The organism is Polaromonas sp. YR568, from assembly GCF_943372955.1.
In the GTDB taxonomy this organism is placed as follows: Bacteria; Pseudomonadota; Gammaproteobacteria; order Burkholderiales; family Burkholderiaceae_C; genus Polaromonas.
Window position 1 is genome coordinate 171,635 of the sequence record NZ_CALSAL010000005.1, and the last position, 18,085, is coordinate 189,719.

General features: G+C 64.3%; 20 protein-coding genes and 1 riboswitch. Of the genes, 15 read left to right on the plus strand and 5 right to left on the minus strand.

The window, feature by feature from the left end:
• Window positions 1-86: 86 nt before the first annotated feature.
• Genes AAG793_RS13665 through AAG793_RS13680 form a run of 4 tightly spaced genes read left to right on the plus strand, consistent with a single transcriptional unit; the run spans window position 87 to window position 3,111 of the window.
• Complete coding sequence (locus tag AAG793_RS13665; RefSeq protein WP_341909026.1) at window positions 87-1,040, plus strand: KpsF/GutQ family sugar-phosphate isomerase; 954 nt, start codon at window positions 87-89, stop codon at window positions 1,038-1,040.
• The gene (locus tag AAG793_RS13670) at window positions 1,037-1,591 is read left to right on the plus strand and encodes an HAD hydrolase family protein (protein WP_341909028.1); all 555 of its coding nucleotides are present in this window, start codon (window positions 1,037-1,039) and stop codon (window positions 1,589-1,591) included. Before AAG793_RS13665 ends, AAG793_RS13670 begins: the two co-directional genes overlap by 4 nt.
• A 2-nt stretch (window positions 1,592-1,593) precedes the next feature.
• Window positions 1,594-2,313 carry an LPS export ABC transporter periplasmic protein LptC gene (gene lptC / locus AAG793_RS13675; RefSeq protein ID WP_341909030.1) on the plus strand — a complete coding sequence of 240 codons (720 nt, stop codon included), beginning with the start codon at window positions 1,594-1,596 and terminating at the stop codon, window positions 2,311-2,313.
• A gap of 21 nt (window positions 2,314-2,334) precedes the next feature.
• Entirely contained in the window at window positions 2,335-3,111 is a 777-nt protein-coding gene (locus AAG793_RS13680; protein ID WP_341909032.1) for an SDR family oxidoreductase, read from the plus strand.
• A 141-nt stretch (window positions 3,112-3,252) separates the two neighbouring features.
• On the opposite strand, the gene AAG793_RS13685 is transcribed toward AAG793_RS13680, so the two are convergent.
• From AAG793_RS13685 to AAG793_RS13695, 3 genes are all read right to left on the minus strand, one after another.
• Window positions 3,253-3,702: an RNA-binding protein gene (locus AAG793_RS13685; RefSeq protein ID WP_341909034.1), complete on the minus strand. Its 450-nt coding sequence runs from the start codon at window positions 3,700-3,702 to the stop codon at window positions 3,253-3,255.
• Between the two features lie 666 nt (window positions 3,703-4,368).
• Entirely contained in the window at window positions 4,369-4,605 is a 237-nt protein-coding gene (locus AAG793_RS13690; RefSeq protein ID WP_341909036.1) for a zf-HC2 domain-containing protein, read from the minus strand.
• A gap of 15 nt (window positions 4,606-4,620) precedes the next feature.
• Window positions 4,621-5,196, minus strand: a complete 576-nt coding sequence (locus AAG793_RS13695) for a sigma-70 family RNA polymerase sigma factor (RefSeq protein ID WP_341909038.1) — start codon at window positions 5,194-5,196, stop codon at window positions 4,621-4,623.
• A 199-nt stretch (window positions 5,197-5,395) separates the two neighbouring features.
• Between AAG793_RS13695 and AAG793_RS13700 the strand changes: the two genes are divergently transcribed.
• The 5 genes from AAG793_RS13700 to AAG793_RS13720 all read left to right on the plus strand — a co-directional run bounded on the left by AAG793_RS13700 (window position 5,396) and on the right by AAG793_RS13720 (window position 8,889).
• On the plus strand, window positions 5,396-5,980 hold the full coding sequence (locus AAG793_RS13700) for a TlpA disulfide reductase family protein (RefSeq protein ID WP_341909040.1): 585 nt from the start codon (window positions 5,396-5,398) through the stop codon (window positions 5,978-5,980).
• Window positions 5,981-6,149: 169 nt separating this feature from the next.
• A complete protein-coding gene (locus AAG793_RS13705; RefSeq protein WP_341909042.1) occupies window positions 6,150-6,431 on the plus strand; it encodes a DUF2282 domain-containing protein in 282 nt (93 codons plus the stop codon).
• Between the two features lie 130 nt (window positions 6,432-6,561).
• Window positions 6,562-7,488: a DUF692 domain-containing protein gene (locus tag AAG793_RS13710; protein ID WP_341909043.1), complete on the plus strand. Its 927-nt coding sequence runs from the start codon at window positions 6,562-6,564 to the stop codon at window positions 7,486-7,488.
• On the plus strand, window positions 7,485-8,309 hold the full coding sequence (locus AAG793_RS13715) for a DNA-binding domain-containing protein (RefSeq protein ID WP_341909045.1): 825 nt from the start codon (window positions 7,485-7,487) through the stop codon (window positions 8,307-8,309). Before AAG793_RS13710 ends, AAG793_RS13715 begins: the two co-directional genes overlap by 4 nt.
• 73 nt (window positions 8,310-8,382) lie before the next feature.
• Entirely contained in the window at window positions 8,383-8,889 is a 507-nt protein-coding gene (locus tag AAG793_RS13720) for a DoxX family protein (protein ID WP_341909047.1), read from the plus strand.
• 15 nt (window positions 8,890-8,904) lie between these two features.
• On the opposite strand, the gene AAG793_RS13725 is transcribed toward AAG793_RS13720, so the two are convergent.
• Window positions 8,905-10,107, minus strand: coding sequence for an ammonium transporter (locus AAG793_RS13725; protein ID WP_341909050.1), 1,203 nt, complete (start codon window positions 10,105-10,107; stop codon window positions 8,905-8,907).
• Window positions 10,108-10,233: 126 nt separating this feature from the next.
• Window positions 10,234-10,439: riboswitch (yybP-ykoY riboswitch) on the plus strand.
• 3 nt (window positions 10,440-10,442) lie between these two features.
• Here AAG793_RS13725 and AAG793_RS13730 point away from each other — a divergent pair.
• From AAG793_RS13730 to AAG793_RS13755, 6 genes are all read left to right on the plus strand, one after another.
• Window positions 10,443-11,003, plus strand: a complete 561-nt coding sequence (locus AAG793_RS13730) for a TMEM165/GDT1 family protein (protein WP_341909053.1) — start codon at window positions 10,443-10,445, stop codon at window positions 11,001-11,003.
• A gap of 308 nt (window positions 11,004-11,311) precedes the next feature.
• On the plus strand, window positions 11,312-12,472 hold the full coding sequence (locus tag AAG793_RS13735) for a homoserine O-acetyltransferase (RefSeq protein WP_341909056.1): 1,161 nt from the start codon (window positions 11,312-11,314) through the stop codon (window positions 12,470-12,472).
• A complete protein-coding gene (gene metW / locus AAG793_RS13740; RefSeq protein ID WP_341909060.1) occupies window positions 12,469-13,077 on the plus strand; it encodes a methionine biosynthesis protein MetW in 609 nt (202 codons plus the stop codon). Before AAG793_RS13735 ends, metW begins: the two co-directional genes overlap by 4 nt.
• 146 nt (window positions 13,078-13,223) lie before the next feature.
• A complete protein-coding gene (locus AAG793_RS13745) occupies window positions 13,224-14,105 on the plus strand; it encodes a chromate resistance protein ChrB domain-containing protein (protein WP_341909063.1) in 882 nt (293 codons plus the stop codon).
• A complete protein-coding gene (gene chrA, locus AAG793_RS13750; protein WP_341909065.1) occupies window positions 14,102-15,448 on the plus strand; it encodes a chromate efflux transporter in 1,347 nt (448 codons plus the stop codon). The genes AAG793_RS13745 and chrA overlap by 4 nt, the downstream gene beginning before the upstream one ends.
• A 52-nt stretch (window positions 15,449-15,500) precedes the next feature.
• On the plus strand, window positions 15,501-17,435 hold the full coding sequence (locus AAG793_RS13755; protein ID WP_341909067.1) for a SulP family inorganic anion transporter: 1,935 nt from the start codon (window positions 15,501-15,503) through the stop codon (window positions 17,433-17,435).
• On the opposite strand, the gene alkB is transcribed toward AAG793_RS13755, so the two are convergent.
• Window positions 17,419-18,072, minus strand: coding sequence for a DNA oxidative demethylase AlkB (gene alkB, locus AAG793_RS13760; protein ID WP_341909069.1), 654 nt, complete (start codon window positions 18,070-18,072; stop codon window positions 17,419-17,421). The two genes, AAG793_RS13755 and alkB, sit on opposite strands and share 17 nt — an antisense overlap.
• Window positions 18,073-18,085: the final 13 nt, after the last annotated feature.

Genomic DNA, 18,085 nt, shown 5'->3' on the forward strand with positions numbered 1-18,085 from the left:
GCGTGGGGCCATGGTGTCCTCGATAGAATGGACTCATGAGCTCTTATGCCGGGAATCACGCCGGAAAATTTGACGCCGCACAGGCAATGGTCTTGGCCCGGAAGACCTTCGACATCGAGGCCGCTGCGGTGCAGGGTCTGGCTGCGCGTGTGGGGCCGGAGTTTGCCGAGGCGGTGGCCTTGATACTCGACTGTCGCGGCCGGGTGGTGGTCATGGGCATGGGCAAAAGCGGTCACATCGGTCGCAAGGTGGCGGCCACACTGGCGTCGACAGGCACGCCGGCCCTGTTTGTGCATCCTGCAGAGGCCAGTCATGGCGACCTGGGCATGATCACGGCGGACGACGTGGTGCTGGCGATTTCCAACAGCGGCGAGAGCGAAGAGCTCACCGTGATCCTGCCGGTGCTGAACCGGCAAGGCGTGCCGTTGGTGGCTATCACCGGCGGGCTGCAATCGACGCTGGCGAAGCAGGCCCGTGTCACGCTCGATAGCGGTGTGGTTGTGGAAGCCTGCCCGCTGAACCTCGCACCCACGGCCAGCACCACAGCCCAACTGGCCATGGGCGATGCCCTCGCGGTGGCGCTGCTGGACGCGCGCGGCTTCAGGGAAGAAGACTTTGCGCGCTCACACCCTGGCGGCGCGCTGGGCCGCAAGCTGCTCACGCACATCAGCGACGTGATGCGCAGCGGCGATGCCGTGCCCATGGTGCGGCTGGACACCAACTTCACCGACCTGATGCGCGAAATGAGCGCCAAGGGCCTGGGCGCCGCGGCTGTGGTGGATGGCAGCCAACGGGTGCTCGGCATCTTCACCGACGGCGACTTGCGCCGCCTGATTGAAAAGGGTGTTGATCTGCGCAGCAGCCACGCCGGCGAGGTGATGCACCCCAACCCGCAAACGGTGCGGGCCGATGCCCTGGCCGTGGAAGCGGTGGCCCTGATGGAACAGCACCGCATCAACAGCGTGCTGGTGGTGGATGACGCAGGGGCCTTGTGCGGCGCGCTCAACACCAACGATCTGATGCGCGCAAAAGTCATATGACCCCCCACGTGCCAGCCATCAGCTATCCGCCTCAACTCCTGCTGCGCGCGCAAGGCATTCGCGTCGCGTTCTTTGACATTGATGGCGTACTGACTGACGGCGGCCTGCTGATTTCGGAGCAGGGCGAAACCCTCAAGCGCTTCAACACACTGGATGGACACGGGCTGAAGATGCTGCAAAAAGGCGGCATCACGCCGGCGGTCATCACGGGGCGCGACAGTCCGGCCCTGCGTGCCCGCCTGCAGGCGCTGGGCATTACCCACGCCCACTTTGGCACCGAAGACAAATTGCCTGCGGCCGAGGCCACCCTGGCCGCGCTGCAACTGGACTGGTCGGCAGTGGCCGCCATGGGCGACGACTGGCCTGACCTGCCAGTGATGTGCCGCGCCGCCTTCAGCTGCGCGCCAGTCAATGCACAGGTTGAGGTGAGCGCCCAGGCGCACTACGTGACAAAGCTGGCTGGCGGCCACGGCGCGGCGCGCGAGCTGTGCGATCTGCTGCTGGTGGCCAGTGGTCGCTACGCGGCGCTGCTCGCGGAATACACCCGGTGAACATGACCGCGCAAACCGGCAGTCCGCTGCAGGTCGTCAGGCTGGTATGGCGCCGGGCGCTGCACCTGTGGGACCGGGTGGCGATCTATGCGCCCCTGGCCATGATGGGCGCCCTCGCACTCGGCACGTACTGGCTGGTGCGCAACACGCCAGTGCCCCCGCCGGCCGAAACGGTGAAAGAGGTTCGGCATGAGGTGGATTACTTCCTGAACAAGTTCACCGTCAAGACCTTTGATGAGCAGGGGCAGCTCAAGAGCGAGCTGTTCGGCGTCGAGGGCCGGCATTACGCCGACACCGACATTCTTGAAATTGACGACGTGCGCATCCGCAGTGTCAGCGTGAAGGGGCGGGTGTCCAATGCCACGGCCAACCGGGCGTATGTCAACGGCGACGGATCGGAAGTGCAGCTCACCGGTAATGCCCTGGTGGTGCGCGAGGCCGGCAAGGATGTGGACGGCAAAGAAGCGCCGCGCATGGAGTTTCGTGGCGAGTTCCTGCATGCCTTTTTGAACGACGAACGGGTGCAGTCCCATAAACCCGTGTTGCTGATCCGCGGTCAGGACCAGTTCGTGGGCGACACCTTTGACTACGACAACCTGGACCAGGTGGCCAATCTCAAGGGGCGCGTGCGCGGCATTCTGGTGCCCCGCTCCGCGACGGCGGCAACAGAGGGCACTGCGCCTGCGCCCCTGTTGACGCTGCCTCCCCCTGCCAAACCCTAGGCCCAAGGTTACAAGGCACCCATGTCCCGACTGGTCTTCATCACCGGCGCGTCCAGCGGGATCGGCCAGGCGCTGGCCCTTCGCTACCATGCGGCGGGTTATCGGCTGGCGCTGGTGGCCCGGCGCACGGCCGAGGTAGAAGCCTGGGCCATCGCGCAATCACTGAGCGTGGACCGCTATCAGGTGTACAAGGCCGATGTGTCTGACATCGACAGCATCGTGTCTGCTGGCCAGCAATGCATGGCTGTTCAAGGCGTGCCCGATGTCGTGATCGCCAATGCCGGCATCAGTATCGGCATGGACACCGCAGAGCGCGCCGACCTGCAGGTTATGGCCCAGACGTTTGCCACCAACAACGTCGGTGTGGCGGCAACCTTTCACCCCTTCATTGCAGGCATGGTCCAGCGCGGATCAGGAACGCTGGTCGGTATTGGCAGCGTGGCCGGCATCCGCGGACTGCCTGGACATGGCGCGTACTGCGCCAGCAAGGCGGCGGTCATCAGCTACTGCGAAAGCCTGCGCGGCGAGCTTCGTGCCAGTGGCGTGAAAGTGGTGACGGTGTGCCCCGGCTACATCGATACGCCGCTGACGCAGCAGAACCGCTATTCCATGCCGTTCCTGATGAAGGTGGACGCGTTTGCGGATAGGGCCTTTTCGGTCATCCAGGCCGGAAAAAGCTACAGCGTGATCCCGTGGCAGATGGGCGTGGTCGCCAAGCTGCTGCGCCTGTTGCCCAATGCCCTGTTCGACAAAGCGCTGGCCGGTCGACCGCGCAAACACCGCAGCGGCGAAAGTTGAAACCGGCGCCTGCCAGGCGCGGCAAACCAATTCGACGACGACAAAGCAAAAAGGCTTCAAAACCGAAGTCTTGAAGCCTTTTTTGCGTGTGGTTCACGCGCTCTTCAATTCTTACGAATTGAAGAGCAGATGGATCAGGGCTTAGTAGCCGCCGCGTCCACCGCCGCCGCCGCCGGAACGGCCACCGCCGCTACCGCCGCCGCCGTAAGGGCTGCGGAAACCGCCGTCGCTGCCGCCGCCGCCGGAACGACCGCCACCGCCGCCGTAACCACCGCCGCCGCCGCCACCACCGTAGCCGCCACCACCGCCGCCGCCGAAGCCGCCGCTACGGGGAGGACGTGCCTCCATGGGGCGAGCTTCATTCACGACAACACTACGGCCGCCCAGAGGCTGACCGTTCATGCCGTTGATGGCTGCCTGGGCTTCAGCATCGCTGCCCATTTCGACAAAGCCAAAGCCTTTGGAGCGACCGGTGTCGCGTTCCATCATGACCTTGGCGCTGGTGACAGCGCCGAATTGACCAAAAGACTGCTGCAGATCTTCGTCGCGCACCGAGTACGGCAGATTGCCGACGTAAAGTTTGTTGCCCATGAAGGGACTCCTCTAAAACACAAAAACAAAAGCGATGGGGTCCCGAAAGCACAACAAATCTTGATACGTACCGCTGTAGCGCGCGAAACTGACCGATCACCTAACGTGTACAGGTATTGACACCCGTACCGCCATATTATGCTTCACTTACTCAAAACACAATCAACTATCGTTATCCCGTACATGCCGCCAGCCCATGTTCCGCGCGGCTTTGCGGTCCATCCGACGATTTCGGGACGGTGTTGACAGCAGGGTAAAAGCGGTGCGAGGAGACCGTCGATACCACCCGTGGCCCGGCTTCCCCCTGGTGCTTGCGGAGCTGGCAGGGTCGTTGGCAGGGGAAACAAAGCCGTCGCCCGCATCACCGATGCCTAGGCGTACAAAAGAAAAAACACTGATGCAAACACCGGCAACTGGTTGTCTTGGCGTCAGTGGGCGCACACATTGACAAAATGAGCGTCGCCCGTCGATGCCAGAGTCCGCGGGCGGCAGGTGAATTGCCTGTCGCTGTTTTGGCGGAGCCAACCAGTGCGTTGGGTGCGCACTGGACGACCGCAGCGGGTCTTTCGGGGTGTTCCATCGACCCGTGTCGCCGCGCGCCAGGGCCTGTAACCACAGAGGCAATAGTTACAGAACCTTGCGGTGTGTGCGGCGCCAGTGACGGGCTCAGGCGGGTGGCGTGGCGGGGTTTTCGGCCTCGGCGCCCGCGTCGTTGCCGGCATAGTTGCGCCAGCGCGCCATGGCGGCGCGCATGGTCAGGACCTGGTTCTCAAACTTCGGACAGGCCTTGCAGGCCATCAAATGGAGCTTCAGGGCCACATGGTCCGGGATGCTGAGCGCGCGGTCTTCCCGCGCAATCAGCAGTGCGGCCGCCTCCCGGCAAGTTCGTCGTAGCAAGGTCATGATGAAGTCGTGGCGTCAGCTGGCCTGAGGCTTGTGGTTGCCAAACCAGTGGATGTTGAGGCACTCCTGCAAGCGCAGGCGTGCGCGGTGCAGCTGGACATAAAAGTTGGTCGGCGTGAGCGAGAGTTCCTTACACACTTCCTGCGACGACAGCTCCAGCCACTCTCGCATCAGGAACAGCCGCCCCAGCGCCGGCGGGAGTTTTTCCATGCAGGCATCCAGCACCTGGAAAAACTGCACCTGCTGCAAGGTCTGATCGGGGTTGCCCCAGTCGTTGGGCGTCTCCGCAAAGTGCCCATCCGCCTTGAACGACAGGCGGTCGAGTTCGTCGCCCTCGTCGTCTGCATGCGCGTCGGGCACCGCCACCAGCCGTGCGTTGCTGCGGATCAGGTCAATCACCTTGTGCTTGAGGATGCCGACCAGCCAGGTCTTGAGCTGGGAGCGGTTGCCAAACGATTGCGGCTTGGACAGCGCTGCCAGCAAGGTCTCGGAAACCGCGTCTTCTGCCCAGTCGTCGTTGCGCAGTTGCAGGCGCGCGAAACGCAGCAGATAGACACGGTGCTCAACCAACTGCTCTTCAAAACTGGCCATGGTGGAATCTGGAAGTGGCGTCGCCCGGCAGTCTAGCTGGCGGCGTGCGCCTTGTGTGCAAATCCATGAGATTTTTGGTTGCCCGGAACTTCGCACCCACGGCATACTCCGTTTCACCATGCCCGCAGCAAGTGCGGCAACACCCTGCAACCGCCGGTTTGCGCGGAGGCGCGAAGCGATTTCACCCCGAGGAGACCCCATGAGTTCTGTCCGAGCAACGCGTCCTTCCCCTCTGTCTTGCACCAGGCGTTTGTCCCTGGGCGTGGCTGCATTCGCCATGTCGTGGATGGCCATGTCGGGTGCCTGCGCACAAACGGCAGCGCGGCCCGCGGCGACCGCGGCGCAGGCGGCCCCACAGGTCGCGAGCTTGCCTGCCATCGAGGGAAAAACCATTGAGGGCGCGCCGTTCAAGCTGGAGTCGCTCAAGGGCAAGGTGGTGCTGGTGATGTTCTGGTCCACGAACTGCGCGGTGTGCCGCGACAAGATGCCGGAGCTGCGCAGCAACTATCAGGGCTGGACGGGCAAGCCCTTTGAGCTGGTGGCCGTGAACACCGACACGCGGGTACAGGACTTCCTCGATTACGAACGCATCATTTCGGCCACGGTGCCACTCAAGCAACGCTTCGTGCAGCTGTGGACCGGCGAGACGGGCTACAGGGACAACATCGGCAAGCACGCGCAGCTGCCCTCGGCGCTTCTCATCGACAAGACGGGCAAGGTGGTGCAGCGGTATGTCGGCCGTATTCCGCCAGAGGCCTGGGACAGCATCGCCGAGCTGCTGTAACGCCTTCGGCGGCGTGAGGATCAAGAGCGCGATATGCGGCAGCCTCGATCACCCGCTGTAAGAAACTGGACGCGTCTCCGACGAATGAGCAACCAGTCAGAATTGGCAAGCCCTTCGCTGAACTGGTCGATCCCGATGTGTTCAACCCGATTCTGATGGAGATATTCAAATGACCCAACGCGCCCTGATTGCTGCTGCTGCTGCCTCCCTGCTGTCCACGCTGATCGTTGCCACGCCGGCGATGGCCCAGGAAAAAGAAAAGTGCTACGGCATCGCCGCCGCTGGCCAAAACGACTGTGCCAACCTCAGTGGCACCCATTCGTGCGCTGGCCAGTCCAAGGTCAATGCCGACATCAACGAGTGGAAATATGTCGCCAAAGGCACCTGCGCCAGCCTGAAAGGTCTGACCGCAGAGCAGGCCAAGGCCAAAGCGGCACAAAAGAAAGGCTGATCATCGGCAGGTGCTGGCTTCTGCAGCGGGAGTGCGATGTGCGCCCCTCTGCGGTCTGGTGTCTTGTTCCGCCAGCGATGCCGCACGGTGTTGACCACGCTGCCTTGACCATCAACGCAGCGTCTGACCCATGAACCCTTCTTTCGCGCACGAGGCCGCCATTGCGAAGGCCGCGACCACCACCGTCGGCATCGGCTGGCGGCATGCGCACTATGGCGAAGTGCTGGAGCAGCGCCCGGCGGTGGATTTTCTGGAGGTTCACTCCGAGAATTTCTTTGCCGACGGCGGCGCTGCACTGGCGGTGCTGACTCAGGCGCGCAGCCACTACCCCATCAGCCTTCATGGTGTGGGGCTGGGACTGGGCTCGGCCTGCGGGATCGACCCCTGGCACCTCGACCAGCTCGCGAAGCTGGTGGCACGCATCAATCCGGTGCGCGTCTCTGACCATGCGTGTTTCGCCCGCGGCCTGTTGTCCGGCGCCCCTGTCGGTCATGCGCCCGTGCACGCGGCTGATCTGCTGCCGATTCCCTTCAACGCTGCCGCGCTGGCGGTGATGAGCGAGAACGTCGAGCGGGTTCAGAACCGCCTCAAAACGCCGCTGCTGGTGGAGAACCTGTCGGCCTATGTGAGCTTTGAGGGCTCAGATCGCGAGGAGCCGCAGTTTCTGGCCGACCTGGCCGCCCATACCGGCTGTCAGTTGCTGGTGGATGTGAACAATCTTTATGTGAACGCACGCAATGCCCGTCTGGCGGGCAGCGATGTCGATCCCGTCTTGGCATGCATGCAGTGGCTGGATCACATCCCGGTGGGTGTCGTCGGCGAGCTGCATGTGGCTGGACACCGTGACTGCGGCGATGTGGTCATCGACGACCATGGCAGTGTGGTGTGCGACGCGGTGTGGCAGATTTATCGGCATGCGCTGCAGCGTTTTGGTGGTGTGCCCACGCTGGTGGAGTGGGACACCGATCTGCCGCCGCTGGAGATGCTGCTGGATCAGGCGGCGCAGGCGCGCGCCTTGTCCGCCGTTGCATCGCCCCGCGGAGAGATTCAGCGATGAGCGCGCTCTCCCAACTGGCGCACGATCAGCAGCAATTGCTGCGTGCGCTCGTGGGCGACCGCGATGAACACGCCTTGTGGCCCCGCCTGAAGACCGGGGGTGGCCATGCGGCCCTGGCGCGTCGTGGCTTGCTGGCCTACCAGACCAACGGTCTGGCGCTGGCCGAGCGGGCGCTCGGCGCGGCCTATCCGGTGCTGGCGCAGTTGCTGGGTGATGACAACTTTGCGGCGCTGGCCCGGCATTTCTGGCTCAGCGCGCCACCCGTGCGTGGCGATCTGGCGCAGTGGGGCGGCGAGCTGCCAGCATTTGTGGAAGCGGCGCCGCAACTTGCCGAGGAAGCATTTCTGGGCGATGTGGCAAGGGTCGAGTGGGCGCTGCATCGGGCAGCCAGTGCGGCCGATGTGGTGCCGGAGCCGTCGTCGTTTGCGTGGCTGGCCAGCATGGACCCTTCAGATATTTCGCTGCAGCTGGCGGCAGGTGTGTGGTTGCTGGACAGCCCCTATCCGGTGGCCAGTCTGGTGAACGCGCACCGCGAGACGGCGCCTGGCCTGGCCACTGCCGCAGAGCGGCTTCAGGCTGGCGTGAGCGAGCAGGCGCTGGTCTGGCGCCAGGGCTTCAAGCCACGCGTGGCGGTGGTCACTGCGGCTGAAGCGGCCTTGCTGCAGGCTTTGCAGCAAGGCGCCTCACTCGATGCCGCGCTCGGCCTTGCGTTGGCGCAGGCCACAGAGTTTGATTTCAGCGACTGGCTCGGTCGCGCGGTGCCACTGGGGCTGGTGACGGGGGTGGTGCGCCTGTCATGCGCACCCGCTGATCTGACCTGAGCGATGGCCAAGACGCAAACTAAAACGCTAAAACGCAGACCAAGAAGCACATCACACCATCACAGGAGGAACCATGAACGACACCCATGATTTGACGACCGCAGTCGCCCCGCCCGCCGGCACACCCATCGCGCGCGCACTCGGCCTGTGGGCAATGCTGACGCGCGCCCTGGATCACCTGCAGCCGGCCGCGGCGCTGCTGGCGCGGCTGTATGTGGCGCAGGTGTTCTTCATGTCGGGCCTGACCAAGCTGCGCGACTGGGGCACCACGGTGGCGCTGTTCACCGATGAATACCATGTGCCGCTGCTGTCGCCTTCAGTCGCGGCCGTGCTCGGCACCGCGGGCGAGATCGTGCTTCCGGTGCTGCTGGTGCTGGGCCTGGGCGGGCGGTTTTCCGCCCTCGGCCTGTTTGTGGTCAATGCGGTGGCGGTGATCTCACTCAGCGAGATCGCGCCGGCCGCGTTGCAGCAGCATGTGTTCTGGGGTTCGCTGCTCGCGGGGCTGGCCATTTACGGCGCGGGCCCCTGGTCGCTGGACCGCTGGGCCACGCCCGCGGTGGCGCGGCGCTTTCCTCACTGAAGGCGCTGAAGCGACTTACCAGTTCACCTCGCGCTCCGGCGTGGCGCCGATGCGGTGAATCGACAGGTCGGCGCCTTCGTGCTCTTCTTCCTGGGTGAGCCGCAGCCCCATGGTGGCCTTCAACACGCCGTAAATTACCACGCCCGCCAGCAGTGCCCAGCCGATGCCGAGCAAGGTGCCGATGACCTGCGCGCTGAACGTGACGCCGCCCAACCCGCCCAGTGCGGTGCTGCCAAAGATGCCGGCCGCGATGCCGCCCCAGGCGCCGCACAGGCCGTGCAGTGGCCACACACCCAGCACGTCGTCAATCTTCCACTTGTTCTGCGTCAGCGTGAACATCACCACAAACACCGCGCCGGCCACGCCACCCACCACCAACGCGCCCAGCGGGTGCATCAGGTCCGAGCCCGCACACACCGCCACCAGCCCGGCGAGCGGGCCGTTGTGCACAAAGCCCGGGTCGTTTTTGCCCAGTGCCAGCGCCGCCAGCGTGCCGCCCACCATGGCCATCAGCGAGTTGACGGCGACCAGACCTGAAATCTTGTCGATGGTCTGCGCGCTCATCACATTGAAGCCGAACCAACCCACGGTGAGTATCCACGCGCCCAGCGCCAGAAACGGAATGTTCGATGGCGGATGGGCCGACACTGCGCCGTCCTTGCGGTAACGGTTGCTGCGCGCGCCCAGCAAGATGACGGCGGGAAGCGCCAGCCAGCCTCCCACCGCGTGCACAACGATGGAGCCGGCAAAGTCATGGAACTCCGCGCCCGTCAGCGACTTGATCCACGCCTGCACACCGAACTGCTGGTTCCAGACGACGCCCTCAAACAACGGGTACACCAGACCAACGATCACGGCCGTGGCAATCAGTTGGGGGTAAAAGCGCGCGCGCTCGGCAATGCCGCCGGAAATGATGGCTGGAATGGCCGCCGCGAAGGTCAGCAGAAAAAAGAACTTCACCAGGTCATAGCCATTCTTGGCGGCCAGTTGCTCGGCGCCGACGAAGAAGTGCGTGCCATAGGCCACGCCGTAGCCGACCATGAAATAGACCACGGTCGAGACCGAGAAGTCGGTGAGGATCTTCACCAGCGCATTGACCTGGTTTTTCTTGCGGACCGTGCCCAGTTCCAGAAAGGCAAAACCTGCATGCATGGCCAGCACCATGATGCCGCCCAACAGAATGAACAAAGCATCCGAGCCCTGTTTTAGTGCTTCCATGAAATCCTCTTGTCGTTTTCGGGGGTTAAATGTCTTGTTATGGTGCGCAAATCCGTGAAATCGGCGAAACGCACCAAAATAAAGCAAGAAGTGCGCCAGTGGTGCATCGGTGTTCGATTTACAATGGAAGCTGTCATTGGGGAGTAGCCACCCTTTCGCACCACGGGCGCCGCCCGCATGCTGAAGAGGGGCTTGCGTCAACAGACTTGTTTGCCACCGCGTGGCGACATGGCGCAAGCGGTCTTCGGACTCCGCGAGACCTTTGACTGCAGGGCCCCGTCTTGGCTGGGGGTGTCCGTGCAGTCATGGGATCTCACCCGGCCGGAGTGTTTTTCATGGAAGCTTTCCTCGTCTCCACGGGCATCGTCGCCCTCGCCGAAATCGGCGACAAGACGCAACTCCTCGCGCTGGTGCTCGCTGCACGGTTCAAGAAACCGTGGCCCATCGTGTTCGGCATCCTGGTCGCGACTGTTGCCAACCACGCACTGGCCGGCGCGCTGGGCGCCTGGGTCACCACCGTCATCGGCCCACAGATGCTGCGCTGGATCCTTGGCGCCTCGTTCATCGCCATGGCGGTGTGGATGCTGATACCCGACAAGCTCGACGAAGACGACACCGCCAAGGGCCTGCCCAAGATGGGCGTGTTCGCAACCACCGTCATCGTGTTCTTTCTGGCCGAGATGGGCGACAAGACCCAAATTGCCACCGTGATGTTGGCCGCCCGCTACGACGCGTATATGAGTGTGGTGGCCGGAACCACGCTGGGCATGATGCTGGCCAACGTCCCCGTGGTGTGGCTGGGCAGCCGGGCCATGCACTGGGTGCCCCTGCGCATGGTGCATGTGACGTCGGCGCTGATTTTTGCCGGACTGGGACTGGCGGCGATATTGATCTAATCACCCCTGTTCATGCGCACTGGGTGCAGCTTACTTCCTCTCCCCCAGAAAGAATGGTGGCCTCTGCTCGTTGTGCCCAAAGAACTCTTCAACCCAGCTGAGCCACGGAACCGGCTTTGCCGGGCCGTAGGCGGGCGGCCCCCTTGGGGGGCGGGGAGCTACACGAAGTGAGCGACCGTGGGGGTATACTTTCCTCAGCGCCGATTTGCTCAGCTTGCGGGCGCTTAAAAAGTTCAGCTAAAGACGACATCCATCGACCCGGAATCGCTTTAGCGGTACCGGGTTTTTGCTTTTCTGCAGGTGATGTCTTGAGTTTTGTTGCCACGCCACTGTCCATGCATTTCGCGGAGCCGCTGCCGCTGCAAAGCGGCGCCAGCCTGTGCAGCTACGACCTGAGCTACGAGACCTACGGCGAACTCAACGCCGACAAATCGAACGCGGTGCTGATCTGCCACGCGCTCAACGCCTCGCACCATGTGGCTGGCGTGTATGCGGACGCCAACGGCCAGGTCATCCCCAAATCCGAAGGCTGGTGGGACACCATGATCGGCCCTGGCAAGCCGGTCGATACCAAGCGTTTTTTTGTGATTGGCGTGAACAACCTCGGTTCCTGCTTTGGCTCCACCGGGCCGATGCAGCGCAACCCGGAGACCAACGAAATTTATGGTGCCGATTTTCCGGTGGTGACGGTGCAGGACTGGGTCAACGCCCAGGCGCGGCTGCTGGACCGGCTGGGCATTCAGACGCTGGCGGCCGTGATGGGCGGCAGCCTGGGCGGCATGCAGGCGCTGAGCTGGACACTGCAGTACCCCGACCGCGTGCGGCATGCGGTGGTCGTGGCCAGCGCGCCCAACCTCACTGCCGAGAACATCGCCTTCAACGAAGTGGCCCGCCGTGCCATCGTCACCGACCCGGACTTCCATGGCGGCCACTTCTACCGCCACGGCGTACTGCCCAAACGCGGCCTGCGCATCGCCCGCATGATTGGGCACATCACTTATCTGAGCGATGACGTGATGAACGAGAAATTTGGCAGGCAGCTCAGACAGGCGGTGGCGGAAAGCGCGGGCGCCGAGACCCCATACAAATACACAACGCAGGACATTGAATTCGAAATCGAAAGTTATCTGCGCTACCAGGGCGACAAGTTCAGCGAGTACTTCGACGCCAACACCTACCTGCTGATCACGCGGGCGCTGGACTACTTCGACCCGGCCCGGACGCATGGTGGCAGTCTCACAAAGGCGCTGGCGCATGTGAAGGCCAAATTTCTCCTGGTCAGCTTCACCACCGACTGGCGCTTTGCGCCGGCGCGCAGCCGCGAGATCGTCAAGGCGCTGCTCGACAACCAGCGCGACGTGAGCTACGCCGAGATCGATGCGCCCCATGGGCACGACGCGTTTTTGCTGGAGGATGAGCGTTACCTCGGCGTGGTGCGGTCCTACTTTGACAGCAAGGTGGCCGCATGAACGCCCGCATTGTTTCCAGCGCGCTTCCGCCAGCCGACATGCTGTCCATCGCCCGTCTCGTGCCGCAGGGCGCCCGTGTGCTGGATCTTGGCTGTGGCACCGGTGAGCTGCTGGACCACCTGATCCGCGAGCGCGGCTGCTCGGGCTATGGCGTGGAACTGGACGACGCCAACGTGCAGGCCTGCGTGGCGCGCGGCGTGAACGTGATCCAGCTCAACCTTGACGAGGGGCTGGCCATGTTCGGCGACAGCTCGTTCGATGTGGTGCTGCAGATCGATACGCTGCAGCACCTGCGCAACGCCGAAGTGATGCTGCGCGAGACTGCCCGCGTCGGCCGCACCGGCGTGGTGGCTTTTCCCAACTTCGGGCACTGGCCCAACCGCCTAGCGGTGCTGCGTGGTCGCATGCCGGTCACCAAGGTACTGCCTTACCAGTGGTACGACACGCCCAACATCCGTGTCGGCACGCTGCAGGATTTCGAGGCGCTGGCGCTGAAGAACCGGCTGCGCATCCTCGACCAGTTCGGCCTGCAGGACGGGCGTGAGGTGCGATTCTGGCCCAACGCGCGTGCCAGCCGCGCGGTGTTCAAGTTCGAACGCGGGTGATGGCCGTTTCCTTGCAGCCGGCTGTCATGCGGGCTGGAAAGGGGCGGGCGCTGGTGCTACCATTCGCCCATCGGGATTTCAGCCTCCCGAATCTTCACAGATAGACGGTGTCCCGTCCAAGCGCTGGCAACTCATTGGAGTATTCCGTGGACACCGCTACCCATTCTGTTCCCTCGATTTCCCCCCAACAGCTCGCTGCCCGCATGGGCCGCGCCAACGCGCCCCTGCTGCTTGATGTGCGCCGCGAGGCCAAATTCGCTGAAAGCCCCTATCGGCTGGCCGGTGCCCTGCGCTGTCAGCCCGAGCAGGTCAGCGCGTACGCCCGCAGCCAGACGCCGCGCGAAGTGGTGGTGTATTGCGTGTATGGCCACAACGTCAGTGCAGATGCCGCGATAGCCCTGCGCGCCGCTGGATGGGATGCGTGTGTGCTGGCAGGCGGCATCGAGGGTGGCGAAGATGGCGTTGACACGCCAGATGACATCGCCACCTGGCGCGCTGCCCCGCTGCTGCGGGTGCGCCAGCGTCCCGATTGGGGCGTGACCGGCGAAGGGCCGTCGCACTGGGTCACGCGTGAGCGACCCAAGATTGACCGCATCGCCTGCCCGTGGCTGATCCGCCGATTCATCGACTCCCGCGCTGAGTTTTTCTACGTCCCCACGGCCGACGTATTCAAGGAAGCCGACAGACTGGGGGCCGTGGCCTACGACATCCCGGATGCGCCCATCACCCATGAGTGGGAGCGGTGCAGCTTTGACGCCCTGCTGCGCGCCTTCGAACTGCAGGATCCAGCCCTGGATGTGCTGGCCACCATCGTGCGAGGGGCTGACACGGCACGCCCCGAACTGGCGCCGCAGTCGGCCGGGCTGCTCGCCGTGTCGCTGGGGCTTTCCCGCCTGCATGCGGACGATGACCATGCCATGCTCGAAGCGGCGATGCCGGTCTATGACGCGCTCTATGAATGGTGCCGCAGCGCGCGCGATGAAACCCACAACTGGAAAGTACACACCATGGCAGGAGCGGCGCAATGACCCCGGTCAGTTTTGCAGAGGCCTTCAGGTTCTGGCTCAAGCTGGGTTTCATCAGCTTTGGCGGTCCGGCCGGGCAGATTGCCATCATGCACCGCGAGCTGGTCGAGCAGCGGCGCTGGATCAGCGAGCGCCGCTTTCTGCATGCGCTCAATTACTGCATGCTGCTGCCTGGGCCAGAGGCGCAGCAGCTGGCCACCTACATCGGCTGGCTGATGCACCGCACCTGGGGCGGCATCGTGGCGGGTGTGCTGTTTGTGCTGCCGTCGCTGTTCATCCTGATTGCGCTGAGCTGGATCTACATCGCGTTCGGTGACGTGCCGCTGGTGGCGGGGCTGTTCTACGGCATCAAGCCGGCGGTGGCGGCGATTGTGCTGCAGGCGGTGCACCGCATCGGCTCGCGGTCCCTGAAGAAGCCGTCACAGGCGCCGCTGCTGTGGGCGATCGCGGTGATGAGCTTTGTTGCCATCTACGTACTGAAGCTGCCCTTCCCGCTGATCGTTGGTCTGGCGGCGCTGACCGGGTGGTGGGGTTCGCGTTTCGCACCCGATCAGTTTTCCAGTGGCGGTGGCCACGGAGCAGCGCAGAAAGATTACGGCCCGGCATTGATTGACGACGACACGCCGACGCCGGAACACGCGCGTTTCAAATCCTCGCGGCTGGCTGCCGTGGTCGGTGTGGGCGCCGTGCTGTGGTTGCTGCCCATTGGCGTGCTCTGCGCCTGGCAGGGCTGGAGCGGCACGCTGACGCAGATGGGCTGGTTCTTCACCAAGGCGGCCTTGCTGACTTTCGGCGGCGCCTACGCGGTGCTGCCTTATGTGTACCAAGGGGCGGTGGAGCACTTTCAGTGGCTGACTGGACTGCAGATGATGGACGGTCTGGCCCTCGGTGAGACCACGCCCGGACCGCTGATCATGGTGGTCGCCTTCGTGGGCTTTGTCGGCGGCTGGACCAAGGAGGTGCTGGGGCCGGACCTGCTCTTTGCCGGCGCGGCACTGGCGGCCACCGTGGTGACCTGGTTCACCTTTTTGCCGTCCTTCCTTTTCATTCTGGCTGGCGGGCCGATGGTGGAGTCCACCCATGGCAAGCTGCATTTCACGGCGCCCCTGACGGCCATTACTGCTGCCGTAGTGGGTGTGATTGCCAGCCTGGCACTGTTCTTTCTCGCGCACATTGCGATTCGCCCCGACGTGTCGCAGGGTTGGCTGGCGCGCATCGACTTCTTTGCGCTGGGTATCACCGTCGCGGCGGCGGTGGCCTTGCTGCGCTTCAAGCGCGGCGTGATTTCCGTGATCGTCGCCTGCGCGCTGGCCGGGCTGGTGTTACGCCTCTCCGGATGGGTGTGATGCCCCGCGGCGCGGCCGCGTCTTGTCGAGCCGCCGCGTTATGCTTTGAGGGATGACCACCCCGCCTGACGCTGCTCCCTCTACTGTGCCCGCTTCATGGCTGGAACGTGTGTTGGGTGACTGGGTGCGGCGCGTGTCGCCAGCCACCCTGCGTGCCGATGCGATGGCCGGCCTGCTGGGCGCGGTGCTGGTGCTGCCGCAGGGCATTGCCTTCGCCACCCTGGCTGGCCTGCCGCCGCAGTACGGGCTTTACACCGCAGTGATTCCCTGCATCATTGCGGCGCTGTTCGGTTCGAGCTGGCATGTGATGTCGGGCCCGACCAACGCCAATTCGCTGGCCCTGTTTGCGATGCTGTCGCCGCTGGCAATCGCCTTCAGCCCGCAATACATCCAGCTGGCGCTGGCGGTGACTGTGATGGTCGGCATCATGCAGTGGCTGATCGGCACGCTGCGGCTGGGCATGCTGGCCAATTTCATTTCCCCGGCAGTGCTGTTCGGCTTCACCTCCGGCGCCGCGCTGCTGATCGCGGTGCATGCGCTGCCTGACTTGCTGGGGTTGGCCAAGCCGGAGGGGCACGGCGCAGGCGCGGTGTTGCGGCATGTGGCAACCCAGGCGCTGACGGCGCAGCCCGCCGCCCTGGTGGTGGGCGGCATCACCCTAGCGGTGGCACTGGTGCTGCGGCGCGTGCGCAGGCACTGGCCCTACATGCTGATCGGCCTGTTCACCGCGACGGTGCTGGTCTGGCTGTGGGATCAGGGCTTGGGCCAAATGCTGATGCCTGGCAACGCCATGCCTGCAGTGCCCTTGCGCCTGGTGGGCGAAATCCCGCCGCCCTGGCCGCACTTCCAGGTGCCGAGCATCGCGTGGTCGCAGGTGCCTGAGCTGGTCGGGCTGGCCTTTGCGCTGACCATCGTCGCGCTGGGCCAGGCGATCTCGATTGCCAAGACCGTGGCGCTGCGCTCGGGTCAGCGCATCGATGCCAACCGCGAATTCCGCGGGCAGGGCCTGTCCAACATGGTCGGCGGGTTCTTCTCCTGCTATGTGTCCTGCGGCTCGATGAACCGCTCCATGCCAAACCTCGAAGCCGGTGCGCGCACGCCGCTGGCGTCGGTGTTTTCGGCCTTGCTGCTGCTGGCGCTGGTGGCCGTGAGTGCGTCGCTGCTGGCACGCATTCCGATGGCAGCGCTGTCGGCGCTGCTGGTGCTGGTGGCGCTGGCCTTGCTGGACATGGCCCGCTGGCGGCAGTTGTTCACGCTCAGTCGCAGCGATTTCGGCGTGGCGCTGGCGACCATGGTGACCACCGTCACCATACGGCTGGAGATGGCGATTTTGCTGGGCATGATTTTGTCGCTGATGTCGTTTCTCTATCGCACCTCGCGCCCGGCAATGCGCACCATGGGTTTTGACAGTACGGGAACCGACCGGCAGTTTGTGGTGATCGACCCTTCGCCCGATGCGGCGCTGGAAACCGTTGACACGGCACGCGTGCATCGTGGTGTTGAATTCGATGACGGACCGCGTCATCCACTTCCGGAATGCCCGCAATTGAAGCTCTTGCGAATGGAGGGTGAGGTGTATTTCGGCGCGACGCAGCACGTGGCCGACATCCTGCACGAGCTGCGCAGCCGGCCGCAGCCGCAGAAACACCTGCTGGTGATGGGCAAGAGCATGAACTTCATTGACCTTGCCGGTGCAGAACTGTGGGAGGCCGAGCTGGCCGCGCGCCGCGCGATGGGTGGCGACCTGTACTTTCACCGCCCCCGGCCGGAAGTGATCCGCATGTGGCGCAAGACCGGCTTCACCACGCTGCTTGGCCCGGAGCACCAGTTCCCCGACAAGTTCACCGCGATCTCCACCATCTTCAGCAAGCTCGACCCCGAGATCTGCCGCCGCTGCACCGCGCGCGTGTTCTGGGAATGCAAGACGGCTCCCGGCCCCGACACACCGCCGGCAGCGGGCGCTGCGACGGCTAACCCGCCCGCCTGAACGTCAGGTTGATGCGCTGCGGCCCCAGCTGTGGATGATGGCCCGCCACCAGCGGCGCCACGCCATGAAACGCCAGCCGCGACGGGCCGCCCCACACCACCACGTCGCCGTGATGAAGCGGGATGCGTTGCGCGCGGTCGCTGCGCTGCAAGCCGCCCCATAAAAACACAACCGGCAGGCCGAGCGACACCGACACGATGGGTGCAGTGAGGTCTTTCTCGTCCTTGTCCTGGTGCAGCGACATGCGGGCACCGGGCACGTAGCGGTTGATCAGGCAGCTGTCGGGCTCGAAGGCATCAAAACCCGCCTCGGCGGCCGCTTCGCGAGCCAACGTGGCGAAGCATTCGGGCATTGCGGGCCACGATTGGCCCGTCGCCGGATGCGCGGGTTCGTAGCGGTAACCACGGCGGTCACTCCACCAGCCGAGACGGCCGCAGTGGGTCATGGCGACCGACATGGCCTGGCCACCTGGCGTGGTCATCTGCTGCGGTGGCGCGGCGGTCATCACGCCTGCCAGCGACTGCAGCAACTCCGCTTCGACCTTGACCCCCCAACCCGGCAGCAGCCATGCGCCCGGGGCCAGCAGCAGCGTCGCGCCACCCGCTGCGCAGTCGTCGGTGAACAGCTCGTCCTGCATGCTGCTGTCGGTT